General features: G+C 53.7%; 17 protein-coding genes and 1 pseudogene. 11 read left to right on the forward strand and 7 right to left on the reverse strand.

The window, feature by feature from the left end; genetic code table 11:
• Nucleotides 1-70 precede the first annotated feature (70 nt).
• Nucleotides 71-985, forward strand: coding sequence for a LysR family transcriptional regulator (locus tag ACR0MP_RS02190; RefSeq protein WP_170403615.1), 915 nt, complete (start codon nt 71-73; stop codon nt 983-985).
• 317 nt (nt 986-1302) lie between these two features.
• On the opposite strand, the gene yghX is transcribed toward ACR0MP_RS02190, so the two are convergent.
• The 5 genes from yghX to ACR0MP_RS02215 are packed head-to-tail and all read right to left on the reverse strand — an operon-like array spanning nt 1303 to nt 6192.
• Nucleotides 1303-2190, reverse strand: a complete 888-nt coding sequence (yghX, locus tag ACR0MP_RS02195; RefSeq protein WP_170511706.1) for a YghX family hydrolase — start codon at nt 2188-2190, stop codon at nt 1303-1305.
• A gap of 42 nt (nt 2191-2232) precedes the next feature.
• Entirely contained in the window at nt 2233-3801 is a 1569-nt protein-coding gene (locus ACR0MP_RS02200; protein ID WP_170734661.1) for a malonate--CoA ligase, read from the reverse strand.
• Nucleotides 3798-5096 carry a malonyl-CoA decarboxylase gene (locus tag ACR0MP_RS02205; RefSeq protein WP_170403606.1) on the reverse strand — a complete coding sequence of 433 codons (1299 nt, stop codon included), beginning with the start codon at nt 5094-5096 and terminating at the stop codon, nt 3798-3800. The genes ACR0MP_RS02200 and ACR0MP_RS02205 overlap by 4 nt, the downstream gene beginning before the upstream one ends.
• Before the next feature lies 1 nt (nt 5097).
• The gene (locus ACR0MP_RS02210; protein ID WP_480885703.1) at nt 5098-5754 is read right to left on the reverse strand and encodes a GntR family transcriptional regulator; all 657 of its coding nucleotides are present in this window, start codon (nt 5752-5754) and stop codon (nt 5098-5100) included.
• 51 nt (nt 5755-5805) lie between these two features.
• On the reverse strand, nt 5806-6192 hold the full coding sequence (locus tag ACR0MP_RS02215) for a YciI family protein (RefSeq protein ID WP_170403600.1): 387 nt from the start codon (nt 6190-6192) through the stop codon (nt 5806-5808).
• An 84-nt stretch (nt 6193-6276) separates the two neighbouring features.
• Here ACR0MP_RS02215 and ACR0MP_RS02220 point away from each other — a divergent pair, with 84 nt between their 5' ends.
• The 10 genes from ACR0MP_RS02220 (at nt 6277) to ACR0MP_RS02265 (ending at nt 14495) form a co-directional block, all read left to right on the forward strand.
• Entirely contained in the window at nt 6277-7161 is an 885-nt protein-coding gene (locus ACR0MP_RS02220; RefSeq protein WP_170403597.1) for a fumarylacetoacetate hydrolase family protein, read from the forward strand.
• Entirely contained in the window at nt 7158-7823 is a 666-nt protein-coding gene (locus tag ACR0MP_RS02225) for a malonic semialdehyde reductase (RefSeq protein WP_170403594.1), read from the forward strand. Before ACR0MP_RS02220 ends, ACR0MP_RS02225 begins: the two co-directional genes overlap by 4 nt.
• A gap of 18 nt (nt 7824-7841) precedes the next feature.
• On the forward strand, nt 7842-8297 hold the full coding sequence (locus tag ACR0MP_RS02230) for an OsmC family protein (protein WP_170403592.1): 456 nt from the start codon (nt 7842-7844) through the stop codon (nt 8295-8297).
• 35 nt (nt 8298-8332) lie between these two features.
• Entirely contained in the window at nt 8333-9406 is a 1074-nt protein-coding gene (locus ACR0MP_RS02235; protein ID WP_170403589.1) for a C4-dicarboxylate TRAP transporter substrate-binding protein, read from the forward strand.
• 30 nt (nt 9407-9436) lie between these two features.
• Nucleotides 9437-9988, forward strand: coding sequence for a TRAP transporter small permease (locus ACR0MP_RS02240; RefSeq protein ID WP_170403586.1), 552 nt, complete (start codon nt 9437-9439; stop codon nt 9986-9988).
• Nucleotides 9985-11289: a TRAP transporter large permease gene (locus tag ACR0MP_RS02245; RefSeq protein WP_170403583.1), complete on the forward strand. Its 1305-nt coding sequence runs from the start codon at nt 9985-9987 to the stop codon at nt 11287-11289. Before ACR0MP_RS02240 ends, ACR0MP_RS02245 begins: the two co-directional genes overlap by 4 nt.
• A 10-nt stretch (nt 11290-11299) precedes the next feature.
• Nucleotides 11300-12166, forward strand: a complete 867-nt coding sequence (locus ACR0MP_RS02250) for a dioxygenase family protein (RefSeq protein WP_170597623.1) — start codon at nt 11300-11302, stop codon at nt 12164-12166.
• A gap of 21 nt (nt 12167-12187) precedes the next feature.
• Nucleotides 12188-12994 (forward strand): amidohydrolase, encoded by an 807-nt coding sequence (locus ACR0MP_RS02255; protein ID WP_170403577.1) that lies wholly within the window; start codon nt 12188-12190, stop codon nt 12992-12994.
• A gap of 68 nt (nt 12995-13062) precedes the next feature.
• On the forward strand, nt 13063-13368 hold the full coding sequence (locus ACR0MP_RS02260; RefSeq protein ID WP_480885707.1) for a hypothetical protein: 306 nt from the start codon (nt 13063-13065) through the stop codon (nt 13366-13368).
• Between the two features lie 8 nt (nt 13369-13376).
• A complete protein-coding gene (locus ACR0MP_RS02265) occupies nt 13377-14495 on the forward strand; it encodes a cytochrome c peroxidase (protein WP_170403574.1) in 1119 nt (372 codons plus the stop codon).
• On the opposite strand, the pseudogene ACR0MP_RS02270 reads toward ACR0MP_RS02265, so the two are convergent.
• Nucleotides 14482-15059 (reverse strand): annotated as a pseudogene (locus ACR0MP_RS02270) (pyridoxal-phosphate-dependent aminotransferase family protein); the annotation flags it as partial. The gene ACR0MP_RS02265 and the pseudogene ACR0MP_RS02270 sit on opposite strands and share 14 nt — an antisense overlap.
• Nucleotides 15060-15236: 177 nt before the next feature.
• Nucleotides 15237-15752, reverse strand: coding sequence for a redoxin domain-containing protein (locus ACR0MP_RS02275; protein ID WP_170403571.1), 516 nt, complete (start codon nt 15750-15752; stop codon nt 15237-15239).
• Between the last annotated feature and the right edge of the window lie 11 nt (nt 15753-15763).

A 15763-nucleotide genomic window follows, 5' to 3' on the forward strand; every position in this document is an offset into this window, starting at 1 on the left:
TTTGGTAGCGCTCACAATTTGGCAATTTGGCATAGGCCCCATGTCAGATTGGAACAGCAAGGGTCATGACATGGATATTTCTGCGCAAATGCTAATCTTTACGACAGTTGTCGAGCAGGGAAGCATATCTGCGGCTGCACGATCAATGGGGCAGACCCCCTCGGCTGTAAGCAAGCAGATCGGATTGCTTGAAGATCAGGTGCACTACCGCCTACTGAATCGCACCAGAACAGGTATCTCCCCGACGTTGGAAGGCCAAGCGTTCTACGAAAAATGCAAAGCGATGGCTGACAAATTCAAAGAAGCCGAGGCGATGATCCATAACTTTGATGGTATCCCACGCGGAGTGCTCAGAATCGCATCCACGGTTGCCTTTGGTAAGGCACAGCTGATCCCTGCTCTGCCGAAATTCATGGAAGAGAACCCTGAAGTTAATGTGTCCTTGGATTTGACCGACCGAGAGATTGATCTTCGGAGCGAAGGGTTCGATGCGGCGATCTGCTTTGCTGAACAACGCAAGAACCCAGATATGGTCATCAGACGCATTATGCAGAGTCGCAGGGTGCTATGCGCCTCACCTGAATACCTTGAGCGTTCAGGAACCCCGACGAGTTTTGCCGAGTTGGCTGAACACAATTGCCTGAGAGTTGCTGGAAGAAGCCAACGGAACGCTTGGAACAGTATCGAACCAAAGGTCGGCGAAAAATTTGAAGCAACGGGCAGTTTTGAGGGAAACAGCACCGATGTCGTTTTTCGAGCGGTACTGGCTGGTATAGGGATAGCGCGGCTACCCTTTTACATCGCGAACTGCAAGTTTCAGTCCGGCGAACTCGTCCATGTTATGCCGGAATACGCACCACCGAGCACTGATATCGTGGTGATGTTTGCTGACAGGCGCAATCTAGCCCCGAAAACCCGAGCATTCGTGGATTACCTGGTGCAACAGTTTCGTGATGTCGAAAGCGACAAAATGACCGGTTCTTAACCATCTGGAAAAAGGGGTTCTTCACGCTAGCAAGGTCAAAATCATTCGGAGAGATCACAAGCAAAGCTGAAAATGGGGTTCGAACTAAAGGCCCATAGCGGATATTCGCAACCAGACTTTGCAAGGCCCGTGGAGCGCAAGCAAGACCCCGCCCGACCCTGTGATCTTAGTGCCGGACAAAGCGCCGCTCTTCTGACCTTGCTGAAACTGGTCCGAGTTTGTCTGGCAGTACCCACACCATTATCGTTGTATGGCACGGGCAGCAGCGTCCAGCCTGCGTGTCGCTGGCTGGCGACGTTGGCTGCGCGGGGTTCGTACTACTTCAGATATGTGTTGAACCAATCAATTGTTCGGTCCCAGGCTAGGTTCGCCATCTCCTCGTCATAGCGTGGCGTGCTGTCGTTGTGAAAGCCGTGATTGGCATTTTCGTAGATATAGGCCTCGTATACTTTTTCATTGGCCTGCAGAGCGGACTCAAAATCTGGCCAGCCTGCGTTGATACGTTCATCAAGCTCTCCCATCTGGATCAATAACGGTGCCTGAATTTTGGCCACATCCTCTGCTGCTGGCTGACGACCATAGAACGGCACACCTGCAGCAAGTTCGGGGTAGGCCACGGCTATTGCACTGACGACGCCGCCGCCATAGCAAAAGCCTACCGCGCCGACCTTGCCTGTGCAATCTTCCCGATTCATCAGGTATTCGAACCCGTTGAAGAAATCGTTCATCAACTCGACTCGGTCCACTGTCTTTTGCAGTTCGCGCCCATCGGTGTCGTTGCCCGGGTATCCACCGACCGAGGTCAACCCGTCGGGGGCCAGCGCCATAAATCCAGCTTTCGCCAATCTGCGCGCCACGTCCTCGATGTAGGGATTCAAGCCGCGGTTTTCGTGAATCACCAGAACTGCGGGTAGGGGATCTTCCACGCCCGCAGGCCGAACCAGATAGCCCCGGACATCGCCGGTTCCATTAGGTGAAGGGTAAGTAATATAGTCCGCTTGGATATCGGGATCGTTGAAGGATACCTGCTGAGCAAGGGCATAGTTTGGGCTAAGCATGTTGAGCAACGCGACGGCGGATAAGCCGCCAACTGCAAATTTGCCAGCACGATCCAGGAATTGGCGCTTGGTGATTTTGCCGTGCGCGTAAAAGTCGTACAGGTCCAAAAGCTCCTGGTCGAAATCTCTGGCCGTCATGCGGGTCATAGTAAATCTCCTGTTGAGTTTGGTCGTCCGAAGGGTGGGGTACTATCCGATTAAGGAGTCCTTTTTTGATTGAGGTTCGCGGTACGTCTTTTGAGACACTTCCAATGGCTCCTTTTGCGCGTGCCGTTCGCGCAGCACATTTTTTTGAACTTTTCCCATTGTATTGCGCGGCAGTTCCGAGACGAGCTCGTAGCGGCGTGGATGTTTGAAGCGTGACAGCCTGTCTTCGACGGTCCTCGCTATCTGTTCCATGTCCGGTTGTGCGCCGGGCTCAGCCACCAGTGCGGCGATGATTGCTTCGCCGAAATCGTTGTCGGGAGTGCCGAACACCGCCGATTCCAAAATACCATCAATGTCGTTCAGGACATCTTCAATTTCTTTTGGGTAGACGTTGTAACCGCCGGTGATGATCAGGTCTTTTGACCGACCTACAATCGACAGGTAGCTATCCTTACTATATTGACCCAGATCGCCGGTGATGAAGAATCCATTGTCCCGCAACTCTTCAGCGGTTTTGTCGGGCATCTGCCAATAACCTTTGAACACGTTGGGGCCGCGTACTTCGATCATTCCAACCTCGCCCTGAGGCAGCGGTTCCCCGGTATCCGGGTTTGTCACGATCACTTCGATGCCAGGCAACGCCATACCAACAGTTCCCGCACGTCGTTCGCCACTATAAGGATTAGAGCTGTTCATGTTCGTCTCGGTCATTCCGTAGCGCTCAAGGATCTGGTGGCTAGTGCGCGTTTCGAATGCTTGATGGGTTTCGGCAAGCAGGGGGGCGGAGCCGGAAACGAACAGGCGCATGTTCCCGGTGATTTCTTCGGTGAACCGGTCGTCTGCCAATAGTCTGGTATAAAAAGTGGGGACCCCCATCAAAAGGGTCGACTGAGGCAACTCATCCAGGATGGCGCCGAGGTCGAACTTTTCCATCAGTCGAACTCTGGAACCGGCGAGTAGTGACGTATTCATTGCCACGAAAAGCCCGTGCGTGTGAAAGATCGGCAGCGCGTGAATCAAGCGATCGTCGTTTGTGATGCCCCACAGATCAACAAGAACTTGGGCGTTGGACAACAGGTTTTGATGGCTCAGCATTGCGCCTTTGGAACGGCCTGTGGTGCCTGATGTATAAAGCAATGCGGCAAGATCGTCCGGAGCGCGATCCAAGGTCTCGAATACACAAGGTTGTGCGTCGGCCTCGCTGCTCAGGCTAGCGGAAACGCCGCCGAGTGTCCGCAGCTTTGCCCCAGACCGAGCCGCCCGTTTTCCGATTTCAAGTTCGTCTTTGCTGTCGCAAACGATCATCGCTGGTTGGGCATCAGAAATGAAATAGTCCAACTCTGCCAACGTGTAAGCCGTATTCAGCGGCAGGTAAACAGCACCTGCCTGAACCGCCGCCGCGTAGAGCGCAATCGTATCGGCGAGCTTTGGCGCTTGCACAACGATGCGATCGCCAGGTGAAACTCCGTTGCTTTGCAAAACACGTGCGATCTGCGCCGCGCGCTTCAAAAACGAGTCATAGGACACCACTTGGCCATCATCGAGCTGCAGGAACGGAGCCTCGTTACCCTCATGTTGGGCAAACAAACTATCGTAGAGGGTATTGGTCACTCTGTATGTTCCCTTGGCTTGGCCGCAATCGCGGCGGTTGAGGCCGCACGAACTGAACGCGAGGCTTCGATTGTCGCATGTGTTGCGAATTCTTCGTGATGACGTTCTGTCTTGTTCAAATCGTAAAGATAGTTGACCATCGCACCGCCGGATTGTGATCGTCCGTTCGGCGACAAATCGGCTTCGGCGTGCAGTTCGTGCAACTCGGCACCATTGCCGAGGTGAAAGCGGGCCACGGGATCAAGCGGCATCCCATCTTCACGCTTGGCGAACATCAAATATCGCGCGGCCATCGCGCGCAAATCTTGTGGCGATGTTGTTGCCGCAAGCACGGCCTCGGCGGCATAGCCGTGCTCAGGGTGTTCTGTCTCGCCCGCCAACCAACGATTAAGCCCCGGTATTGGTGATAAGGTCACAAAAGTATCAATCCCCTGGAGCTCTCTCGACAGCTCGGTCACAACCTGTTTGATCAACAGATTCCCAAAGCTGATACCCATTAAACCCTTTTGGCAATTTGAAATGGAATAGAACGCCGCGACCTTTGCCTGTTCAGCTTGGATCGGTTCTCGACCTTCGGACAAAAGCGCATCAATAGCGTCTGGAACTTCAGCCGTCAGAGCAACTTCGACAAAAATCAGAGGTTCATCTGGCATCGAAGGATGGAAGAACGCAAAGCAACGACGATCAGGCGGGTAGAGCCTGCGTCGCAGATCGTCCAGATCGTTGATCTGATGAACCGCCTCGTAGGCAACGATCTTGTCTAGAACGCGGGCAGGGGTATCCCAACTGATTTGTTTGAGGACAAGAAACCCCCGATTGAACCAGCTTCGCAGCAAATGGACGAAATCAATATCTGTTCGCTTGAACTCGGGGTTGGATCTGAGAAAGCGCAACAGGTCAACGCGCATTGCTACGAGTTCTTGAGTCGCACCTGATGGTTGGTTTAATCGGCGCAAAAACTCTTGCCGTTTGGGTTCCGCGACTTCACTAAGCTTTTGATATAAATCGGCACTTCGCTCCTTGGCGTAGAGACTTGCCGTTTCGGCAAGCTGATCCGCGTCCAGCTCAAGTTGATCATTCAAATAGGCAAAAAATTGAAATTTCTCGGAATCGTTTAAAGTCTGGTAGCGATCAAGGATCGTGGAAGCGAGGGTAAAGCCCGATACTTCGCCTTCTGCAGACAACAAGGCCTCACAAAGCTCTACAATAGATCGATTGTCGTCATTGCCGCGCCTTTTGCCGGGACGGTCGAACAACTGATTTAACAGATCGCCCAGAAACCAGTTCCGCTGCATTTCAGGACTCCATCTGACTGCTCAGGTACTCACCCGTTCGGCGGTAGTGGTTGAGCAAGTGCTGGGTCGCGCTGTCTGCGTCGTGATCGAGTGCGGCATCTAGGATTTGCTGGTGTTCGGCAGCGATATCGCGCTTTTTGTAACTCGACCCTCCCGCTGCCAGATAACGGTAGCGAATGTTGAGGTCATAAAGCTGCGAGCAATACCGTAGCAGCAACGGCAGTTTTGCATTTTCCAACAAGGCCATATGAAACGCTTTGTGGGCGTCTTCGAAGTCAGGCGCACCTTTTTGACTGGCCTTTTTCATATGGTGATGACGCAAGACTAGCCTGTCCTCCCAAGCTCCGTCTGCATTGACGATGGAAGCGCGCAGCGCTGTTTCCTCGAGGTTGCATCGCAACAGGAGTATTTCTTCGAAGTTACACTTGCTGACTGGCGCTGCCCGAAATCCGCGCTGATCAATCCGCTCGACCAACATGTCCGAAGTCAAAAGGCTAAGCGCTTCGCGAACCGGACTAGCGCCAGTGTCCAAAAGCCCGCGAAGTTGCTCGATCTTGAGTTTTTGGCCCGGAGGTAATTCTCCGGTCAGGATCATTTCGCGTAGCCTTCGATACGCTCCATGAGTGGCTGATGTCTCTTTGCCCTCAGTATCAAGCATGGCGTCCATATCCGACTGTTCCTATTTCGCGGCAAATACTCTTGAGTGCTCTTAACTGAGGGCACTCGTTCCAGTCGATAGGCCAACCGAAAGGTTCAGCGAGCCTTCGTTGATCATCCAGCGCCGAAGTACAAAACTACGTGCGCCACTTTTGTGTATAGGATCGTCTTCGGCCAGCTTCCGGGCGGCTTCAAGGCTGTCGGCGCGATAGATGATCAGTCCCATCCCCTGCATATGCTCGCCAGTTTCATCCGACATGGGGCCTGCAAAAGCCAGCTGCCCCAGACGTTCCAGCTGCGTCTGATACGCCAAGTGATCTGGCAGTGACGCCTTTACATCTTCGGGCGATTTGGCTGGCGTGCTCAGCGCGACGTAAAGCTCCAAAGCAAGAGCACCGCGGCTTTTTGCTTCTGATTTGTAGTCTGCCCAAGCAACCATTTGCTGCCTCCAAAAATATCGATATTATTTGACATATTGCAAAATAGTCGGCAAAAATCAAGTGAACTGACATGGATGGTGAAAATGAAATACCTGGTGGGAGAGACTTTGGATGGCACAGCGGTTTTTGCTGTAAACGGCGAAAATGCAGTGAATCTAACGGCTTTACATCCTGCAATCGGTTCGGATTTGATGGGTTTGATAGCCGAGCCTGAACTGGCCGACTCACTTTCCGGCAAAATTGACGCCGCAGACAGTGTGCCCGTGTCTTCCATCACTCCTGCATTGCCCGTTGCCGCTCCCGGAACGATCATTTGCATGGGGTTGAACTACACGGACCACATCAAAGAAGGCGGGTATGATATCCCGGAGTATCCGACGCTGTTTATGCGCGGGAAGAATTCGATCATGGCGGCAGGGCACCCTATGGTGCGGCCGACCTGTTCCGAGAAACTCGACTACGAAGCCGAGCTTATGCTGATCGTTGGAAAACGCGGCCGTCATATCTCGGAAGAGGACGCACTGGATTATGTCTTCGGCTACACCGTGTTTAACGACGGGTCGCTGCGGGATTATCAGCGTAAAACCGTTCAATGGACGCCCGGCAAAAACTTCGATGACACAGGCGCGATCGGCCCTTTCACCGTAACGCCGGAAGACTTGCCGGAGGGAGCATCCGGCCTGAAAATCGAAAGCCGAGTGGGGGACGAAATCCTGCAAAGCTCGAACACCGCCAACATGATCTGGGGGGTCCCTCAGGTCATCGCCACGATCTCGGAATATACCACTCTCGAACCCGGTGATCTGATTGCGTTGGGTACGCCGCCGGGTGTTGGTCACGCCAAAAAGCCCAATCCACGTTGGTTGAAGCCGGGTGAAACCGTCGAGGTCGAAATTGAGGGCATCGGCATATGCGCCAGCCCCGTCATCGACGAAAAGGACGCCGAGACTAAGGTGGCCGCGGCATGAGCGCACCAGCCGGGGCAGAGCTGGAGGCACTTCGCGCAAAGGCGCAGCAAGATCATCGCGATCTGCGCGAGCGCATCTCACGTCTTTCAGACGACGCAATTGCCCTGATCCTCCGCGAATCCAGATCTCATTACGCCTGGACCGACAAGGCTGTTTCTAACGAATTGCTTGAAGAGATCTACGACATCACGATCAACGGCGCGACCAGCATGAACACGCTGCCCGCCCGCTTCGTTTTCGTTAAAAGCGCGGAAGGTAAACAGCGCCTAGCCAAGTCGTTAAAGCCGAAGAACGTGCCAAAGATGATGGATGCGCCGGTCACTGCGATCATTGCTTATGACATGGACTTCTGGAAGGAATTACCTTTTCTTTTCCCGCACGAAGATCGACGGTCACTTTTCGAAAATAATCCCGAATATGTAGCCGATACAGCGTTTCGCAATGGAACGCTTCAGGGCGCTTACTTTATGATCGCGGCCCGGGCTGTCGGGTTGGACGTCGGCGCCATGTCTGGCTTTTCAAACAAGATCGTCGACGAGGAATTCTTCGCGGGTACGACGCTCAAGTCGAACTTTCTTTGCAATCTGGGCTACGCAGACGAAACAGGATTGTTTCACAAGCTGCCTCGCTTCTCATTCGAAAAGGTTTGCTCTTATGCATGAGGAGGTGACCCTGTGGCGATGAAAGTCAAACCTGTCGTAACCTACCGTACGACAGCTCAATGCCCGACACACGCGCGGACCGAGATCCCAATTCGCGATCTGGACGTGATTATCGACGAGCCCGTGGAGCGAGGCGGAACAAATCTTGGCCCGTCTCCGACCGAAACCGCAATGGCTGCTTTGATCGCCTGTACGAATGTCATCGGGCACAAGAATGCGCACCGTTTGGGAATTGATCTTGGCACCGTGACAATCGACGCGAAATGCAGGCTGGATCGACGCGGTGTCCTGATGGAGGAGGAGATCGATGTTCCGTTTCCCGAAATCGGACTCACTGTGAATTGCGATACGCCCGCCAGTCAGGAGGAGCTGACACGCGTGGGCGAGGAGACAGCCAAATATTGCGCCATCGCAAAACTGTTCAAAGCGGCAGGCACGGACCTGACCGTAAACTGGGTCAAAACCAACAAATAAAAATCGACAGGACCCGACTTTCTGGGAGGAGAGAAATGAAAAATTGGACCAAACGCAGCCTAGTGGGCGCTGCTCTGGCAGGCGTCATGGCGATGCCCCTCGCGGCAGAAGAGACCATCTCAGCCGTCGTAATTGATGGCTATCCCGACCGTGCGTTGTGGGTGAAAGAATTCACCAACTTCTTCATTCCGGAAGTGGACAAGCGGCTGGCCGATTCTGGCAACTACAAGATGAACTGGCAAGAGAACTACGGTGGCTCGATCGTAAAGCCGAAGGGCGTCCTGGAAGGGATCCAGCTTGGCCTTGGCGACATCGGCATTGTCACAACTATCTTCCATTCGTCCAAGTTGCCCAGTCAGGGGATATCGGGGTCGACCCCCTTCGTGTCATCGGACTCTCGCGCGGTAGCCAAAGCCGTGGATGAGATCGCGCGCGAATACCCAGCGATGCAAAATGAGTTCGCTGCACAGAACCAAGTCTATCTGGCGACCGGCGTAGTACTCGATACCTATCAGGTTTTTTGTACAGAGCCGGTCTCGGCTGTTTCTGATCTGGAAGGCCGAAAAGTGGCAGGGGCGGGACTGAACCTCCGATATCTCGAAGGTATCAAAGATGCAGCGGGGGTTCGTGGTGGCCTGACCGATTTCTACAATATGCTGCAAACCGGCCTTGTTGATTGTGCGATGCTGTGGCCTGAAGCAGCCAAGACCTTCAAGATCGCCGAAGTGGCTCCCTACATGCTCAAAGCTGACTTGGGTGCCGTGAACTCCAAGACGATCACGGTGAATTCTGACTATTGGGCAAAGTTGCCGGATGAAGTCAAAGGCGTTCTGCAGGCCGTCGCAATTGACTACCGTGATCATGTGGCCGGCATCGCTATGGACCGGGCTGCGGCCTCAAGGGACGCATACACCGAAGCCGGCGGGACGATTGTCGAAGTTTCGGACGAAGACCGAGCGGCCTGGGCCAACGCAATGCCAAATGTAGCACAGGAATGGGCAGCCACACTGAATGAGAACGGTGAACAAGGCGACGCGATACTGGCCGCTTATCTCGGCAAGCTGCAGGACGCCGGTTTTACCGGAGTGCGTGACTGGACGGCCGAGTAACAGTCTGGCGATCCACGAAAGGGGCCTTTCATGCTGAAGACCGCAGTTGCTGGCTTGTCGCGGGTCGCCAATTCGCTTGCTATCGCCGCCAACGCATTGGGTACGCTTGTCGTCCTTGCGTTGGTGGTCATTCTGAATGTCGACGTCATTGCGCGCGGTCTGTTTTCGGCACCTCTGCGTGGCACATATGAAATAGTGCAATTTTCGGTCGTGATGATCGTTTTTTTGCAGCTGGCCGACGTAGTCAGAGTGGATCGGCTGACGCGCTCGGACGGGTTTCTGAACCTGCTACACCACCGCCGTCCTGGGCTAACGGCCAACTTGAGGCGCATTATCAATGCCATCTCCGCAATCTTCATGGGTCTGATTGCTTATGTAACCTTTCCCGAGTTCCTGCATATGTGGGAGACACAGGACTACTTCGGAGTTCCGGGTCTTTTCACTCTGCCATGGTGGCCGGTCAAACTGGTCATCGCGTGCGGTACTGCGCTTGCCTGCGTGATCTTCCTGCTCAAGGTTGTCACGGCGCAGGACCGCCCGCATCTAATTCGTGCACCTGAACATGACGAGGCCGCAGAATGACGCCGATTGAGATTGGCCTGATCTCGGTCGTTGCCATCGTCTTTCTGATTTACGCAGGCGTCTACATTCCGATCGCATTGGGCGTGGTCTCGTTCGTGTCGATCTGGCTGATGCGGGACAATTTCACGCTGGCGCTCAACCTGCTGAAAGTGGCGGTTGGCGACAGCGCGATGGAATACAGCTTTGCAACCATCCCATTGTTTACTTTCATGGGGCTAATTGTCTCAAAAGCCGGGTTGGGCAGGGACATCTACGAAGTCATGACCATGCGATTTCGCAAGGTCAAAGGCGGTATCGGTATGGCAACCGTTGGAGCCAACGCCGTCTTTGCCGCAGTGACTGGGTCGTCAATAGCCTCCGCATCCGTGTTCACCAAGGTCTCGGTCCCGCAGATGATGGCGCAGGCTTATAACCCACGGTTTGCTGTTGGCGTGGTCGCCGGGTCTTCGGTTTTGGGGATGATCATCCCGCCCTCGGCGATGCTGATCATCTATTCCTTTGTCGCCGAGCAATCTGTAGGGGACATGTTCCTTGCGGGGGTTATTCCGGGGATCATGCTGGCGATCGCTTATGTAGGCGCGATTTGGGTTATGGGTCGTTTCACCCCAGCATTCGTCGGTGGCCGCGTTGTCGAAGACACCGAGTGGATGTCAGGGCGCGAGATAGCCTCCAAAACACTGCCGACACTGTTCATCATTACCATCGTCCTTGGTGGTATCTACACAGGTTGGTTGACTGCCGTAGAAGCAGGGGCCGCCGGAGCTCTCGTTGCGCTAATCATCGCGGTTGCCCGTAAGTCGATGTCTCCACGCGCATTCTGGGACGCGTTGCTGGAAACCGGTCACATCACAGCCGCGATCCTGTTCCTGATCACGGCCGCTTCAATCTACAGCCGCATGCTGGGGCTGGCCGGGCTGCCCAATCAACTACAGGATCTGCTTGCGGGGAATTCCGCATCTTTCTGGTCGATCATGCTGCTCTATGTTCTGTTGATGCTATTTCTGGGAACATTGCTCGACACCGCGTCGATCATTCTGATTGTGGTACCGCTGTTCCTGCCCATGGCCGAAGCGCTTGATATGTCGCTGATCTGGTTTGGCATTATCACCGTGGTCGGGGCTGAAATCGGTCTTTTGACACCACCTTTGGGTATATCCTGCTTCGTTATCAAATCCACGATTAACGATGACCGCATATCACTTAAGGACGTGTTCATGGGCGCACTTCCCTTTGCGTTCGTGATGCTGATCGTTCTGTTCATTCTGATCGAGTTCCCGATCCTCAGCCTTGCCCTGATTTAAGGAGGACAAGATGCGCTCTGTCACCAAAGACAATATCACCGACGTCTTCATGGGGTACCTGTCAAAAGATACTGATCCACGGATGCGTGAAATCATGGGCTCCCTGGTCAAACACCTCCACGACTTTGCGCGGGAAACCAACCTGACGCATGACGAGTGGCGGGCCGGGATTGCGTTTCTGGAAGGCTGCGCTGCGGTGGAAACCGAGGATAGGCATGAATTCGTGCTAGCCTCGGACGTGTTGGGCCTGTCGTCATTGGTTGATATGCTGCATTCCAGTGCCGATGCGACCAGTTCGTCCGTTTTAGGTCCATTTCACGTCTCGGGCGCCCCCCCGCTGCCAATCGGTGGCGATATGAAGCGTCACTACGGCGGGCCGGTTCTACTTGCAGAGGGCGTGATCCGCGATACCGAAGGTCATCCGATTGCCGGGGCAGAACTGGATATCTGGCAAACGGCACCCAACGGCCTCTACGCCAGTCAGGATGAAGAACAGGACACCTATTCTTTCCACGGGCTGATGTCAGTTGGCGATGATGGCAGATATGCGTTCACCACAGTTAAGCCAGTTGAATACACCGTGCCGTCTGACGGGCCAGTTGGTGATATTCTGCGCGCTTGTGGCCGCCATCCATGGAGGCCCTCACACTTGCACTTTATCGTCAAAGCCCCCGGGTATCGCTCACTTGTGACGGAGATTTTTCCGGACAATGATCCCTATTTAGATCAGGATACTGTCTTTGGCGTTCGGGACGATCTGGTAATGACATATGTTGAACGACCTGCATCAGAATTTCCCGATGGCATGGAGCTTTCTGGTAAGATTGCCGAACCTTTCTTGCACGTGAATTTCGACGTGACGCTTGCCAGGGTCTGAATGATATTGAGGAGGCTTGAGGTGCTGAAACATATCTCCATTTTAAGTGCAGCGTTATTTTGCAGTACCGCCGTCGCAGAACAGCGACCGATCTTTGACGCACATATTCACTACAGCCACGATGCCGTCAAACTGGTTCCGCCTGAACAGGTGGCCGAAATCCTTCGAGATGCAGGCGTGCGTAAAGCGCTGATTTCCAGCTCGGATGACAATGGCACTCAGCTATTGTTGGCCGTGGCACCGGACATCGTTGTTCCGGCGCTTCGCCCTTATCGTCGTCGCGGTGAGATCAACACCTGGATGCACGATGAAACTGTAATCGAGTATCTGGAAACAAACCTGGCAAAAAACAACTACGAGGCCATCGGCGAGTTTCACGCTTACGGAGATGACATCAAGACGCCGGTCATCCAGCGTATGATTGCACTGGCGAAAGAGCGGAACCTAATCCTGCACCACCATGGTGATCGCGAGGCCGTTGATTTGATCTTCGAAACATGGCCGGAAGCTCGGGTATTGTGGGCCCATTCTGGGTTTGACGATCCAGCCAGTGTGGTCGATGCGCTAGACATCTATCCCGGGCTATGGGCCGATCTGGCATTTCGTTCGGACATGGTTTCGCGAGGCCGTGTCGACCCGGATTGGAGGGCTGCGTTCCAAGCCCATCCCGATAGGTTCATGGTCGGTACGGATACGTTCGCACCTGAACGTTGGTACTACGTAGGCCCTCATGCCGATTTTTCGCGTGAATGGTTGGATTTGCTGCCGGACCAGATCGCAGACAACATTGCCTTTGCTAACGCAGAACGTTTGCTGGTATCAGAATGACCCACTGCGCTGCTTGGTTTCTTATATGGTCCAGCGCGGCGGTTGCTTGTGAAGCGACGGGGCAACGCATGAATTCGGAAGTTCAAAACGCACCCAAGGTTTATCTGACGGTCGACGAATTTCCGTTGGCCCAACCGTTTTCGGTGTTGGTTTCAGTTTGTAGTGAAACTGCTGTGGGCCAAATGGGTGTGGATGCAATCATGCCCGCTCATCAACATGGTATGAACTATACTCCCAAGGTTACCGCATTGGACGGCGGAGTGTTCCGAATTGATGATATGTTGTTTCACATGCCGGGTTTGTGGGAGCTGCAAATCGATGTCGACGTCAGTGGCCAATCGGTTTTCTACACGTCAGAAATTGCGCTGAAATGAAGCTGTGGATGACAGCTGCGCTAATTTTTCTGACCGGGGCAGTACGTGCAGATGTCTTGTTGACCGAAGACGAAATTGAACAGACGTTGTCCTTTGGGCCGTGGCCACCATCCTTCCAGTCGGATCCAAGCAATAGGTTTTCCAAAGACGCCACGGCAATCAAGCTCGGACAGGCTTTATTCAACGATCCGGTGTTATCAGTCGATGGTGCATTTTCCTGTGCAAGTTGTCATGATCCTGATCAGGCATTTACGACGCCGGAGGCGCGGGCACTCGGTCGTGATTTGTTAAATCGAAACACACCATCACTGCGAAACCTTGCCGGGCTGCGCTGGTATGGTTGGGGCGGCAAAAGCGATAATCTTTGGGCAGCTAGCCTGCATCCGATCATCGAAGAACAAGAGATGGCGCATAGTGCCGAAAGCCTAAAGATAGCTATCTCTGAAAGTACCTACATTGATGATTTTGAAGCCATATTTGGTCACCTCCAGGATCAAAGCCCTGAACTTTTTCTGGTAAATACTGCAAAAGCTCTTTCTGCTTACTTGGAGACCTTAGCCACCGACCGGACGATATTTGACGATTTTCGCGATGCTTTGGAGCGCCGAGATATTGCAGCGGCTAAGGAATACCCCGAAGCAGCTCAGCGAGGTCTTCAGCTCTTTTTAGGGCGCGGAAAATGCGTATTTTGCCACAACGGTCCGAGGTTTTCCAACAACGAGTTCCATGACGCAGGTGTGCCATATTTTCTGAATGAAACCGAGGTTGACCAAGGTCGGTTCGGAGGATTGAACATTTTACTCTCCAGCCCCTACACATTGGACGGCGACTGGAACGACGATCCGGAAAAGAAAGGTGCCTGGGCCGTGCGAAATGTACGCAGGAGCCATTCTGATTTTGGAATCTTTCGGACGCCCAGCCTGCGAGGTTTGGGCGAAACCGCCCCCTACATGCATGACGGCAGCATGGATGATCTGGACGCCGTGGTCCGGCACTACAGCGAAATCGATACGGAAAGGCTTCACGCCGATGGCGAGGCGATACTTTCTGAACTGAATTTGACGAAACAGGAGATCACGGACCTTGTGGCGTTTTTAGAGACGTTGTCCAGCGCTATGCGGCCTTGAGATATTCCAATGCAGCCTGAGTACCGCCTTTATTGCGCGGCACGCCACTCTTGGCGAGCCCCATTTATACGCCTGAGAGGGTGGCCATCAACATCAGGTCGTTGAAATCGCCCAGGTGACCTATGCGGAAAACCTTGTCGGCCACTTTAGACAGGCCATTTCCAAGTGAGATGTCATAGTGCTCCAGCGCCGTCGCGCGGAAGGCGTCCGCAGAGTGCCCTTCCGGGACTTTGACAACGGTCAGGATGCCCGATCCCTGACCTTGGCGAGCACACAGCACCTCGAGACCCCATGCTTGCACGGCAGCCCGAGTCGCGGCTCCGTGGCGCGAATGCCGAGCGAATACGTTCTCCAGCCCTTCCTCGTGCAACATGTCGATGGCTTCATTCAGTCCATAGAGAAGGTTTGTGCCGGGAGTATAAGGGAAGAGTCCTTTTTGGTTTGGCTCGACCATATCCCCCAATCCCAATAGCTTCGCGGCATGGTCCCGGAATTTGATTGCTCCAACGCCCGGTCAATTACAGCATTGAAGCTCAGACCAGGCGGTAGCATCAGTCCCTTTTGCCCATGACCAAAAGGGCGACTTTATTGGATAAGCTGAGACTGGTTCAAATTTTGTTGACAGTACTTCGCCCACCACTTGTGGTTAACAGTTCAAAAATGCAGGAGGGGTTGGATGCGATCGGGTGGCGTCCGGAGAGCTTTCTGGGAACAGTCCTGCATCAAAGTAGGTAATTGCAGTTATAAAACTGTTCCCCGAGTCGGGCGGTTGTTTTCGATATTGAACTTCATTCCGTCTAGCAATTCTTCAAGATCCGGGCGCGCAGCAGGGGCATTCGAAATGTCGACCAACATCAAACTGCCATCTGGCCGAATTCCGAATGCGCCGGGCTCTGCAAACAGTGTCGTTGTCTCAGCCTCTGAAAGAGGGGCCGACACGTAGAGGCCAAGTGATCGCATCTGCGTTTCGGTCAATCCAAAGCCCAAATTAAATGTCCAACCGAACTCTTCCTTGTCGGCCAAAGCCTTTTCTTTAGAGTCGGCAGAAACGACCACCACATCCATGACGCTGCTCCAATCAGCCAGCATGGTGTTCAATTTATTGAGAAATCGCTTGCATCTGGGACAGTGACGCCCGCGATAGACGAAAAGCATCGTCCATCGATCTTTGGGCCGACCAATCTCTATTTCGCCACCGCAGACATCAAAAACACTGATCTGCTCGACGGGAGCATTCACTTTGGGTTTTTGCGACATGTCAGCTTCCT

Source organism: Ruegeria sp. K3, from assembly GCF_056531845.1.

Coding starts and splice junctions, on each gene's coding strand:
- ACR0MP_RS02260 (WP_480885707.1), top strand. CDS start 13,063: ATGAATTCGGAAGTTCAAAACGCACCCAAGGTTTATCTGACGGTCGAC.
- ACR0MP_RS02220 (WP_170403597.1), top strand. CDS start 6,277: ATGAAATACCTGGTGGGAGAGACTTTGGATGGCACAGCGGTTTTTGCT.
- ACR0MP_RS02240 (WP_170403586.1), top strand. CDS start 9,437: ATGCTGAAGACCGCAGTTGCTGGCTTGTCGCGGGTCGCCAATTCGCTT.
- ACR0MP_RS02235 (WP_170403589.1), top strand. CDS start 8,333: ATGAAAAATTGGACCAAACGCAGCCTAGTGGGCGCTGCTCTGGCAGGC.
- ACR0MP_RS02225 (WP_170403594.1), top strand. CDS start 7,158: ATGAGCGCACCAGCCGGGGCAGAGCTGGAGGCACTTCGCGCAAAGGCG.
- ACR0MP_RS02205 (WP_170403606.1), bottom strand. CDS start 5,096: ATGCAGCGGAACTGGTTTCTGGGCGATCTGTTAAATCAGTTGTTCGAC.
- ACR0MP_RS02245 (WP_170403583.1), top strand. CDS start 9,985: ATGACGCCGATTGAGATTGGCCTGATCTCGGTCGTTGCCATCGTCTTT.
- ACR0MP_RS02215 (WP_170403600.1), bottom strand. CDS start 6,192: ATGGTTGCTTGGGCAGACTACAAATCAGAAGCAAAAAGCCGCGGTGCT.
- ACR0MP_RS02275 (WP_170403571.1), bottom strand. CDS start 15,752: ATGTCGCAAAAACCCAAAGTGAATGCTCCCGTCGAGCAGATCAGTGTT.
- yghX (WP_170511706.1), bottom strand. CDS start 2,190: ATGACCCGCATGACGGCCAGAGATTTCGACCAGGAGCTTTTGGACCTG.
- ACR0MP_RS02265 (WP_170403574.1), top strand. CDS start 13,377: ATGACAGCTGCGCTAATTTTTCTGACCGGGGCAGTACGTGCAGATGTC.
- ACR0MP_RS02210 (WP_480885703.1), bottom strand. CDS start 5,754: ATGCTTGATACTGAGGGCAAAGAGACATCAGCCACTCATGGAGCGTAT.
- ACR0MP_RS02250 (WP_170597623.1), top strand. CDS start 11,300: ATGCGCTCTGTCACCAAAGACAATATCACCGACGTCTTCATGGGGTAC.
- ACR0MP_RS02230 (WP_170403592.1), top strand. CDS start 7,842: ATGAAAGTCAAACCTGTCGTAACCTACCGTACGACAGCTCAATGCCCG.
- ACR0MP_RS02190 (WP_170403615.1), top strand. CDS start 71: ATGGATATTTCTGCGCAAATGCTAATCTTTACGACAGTTGTCGAGCAG.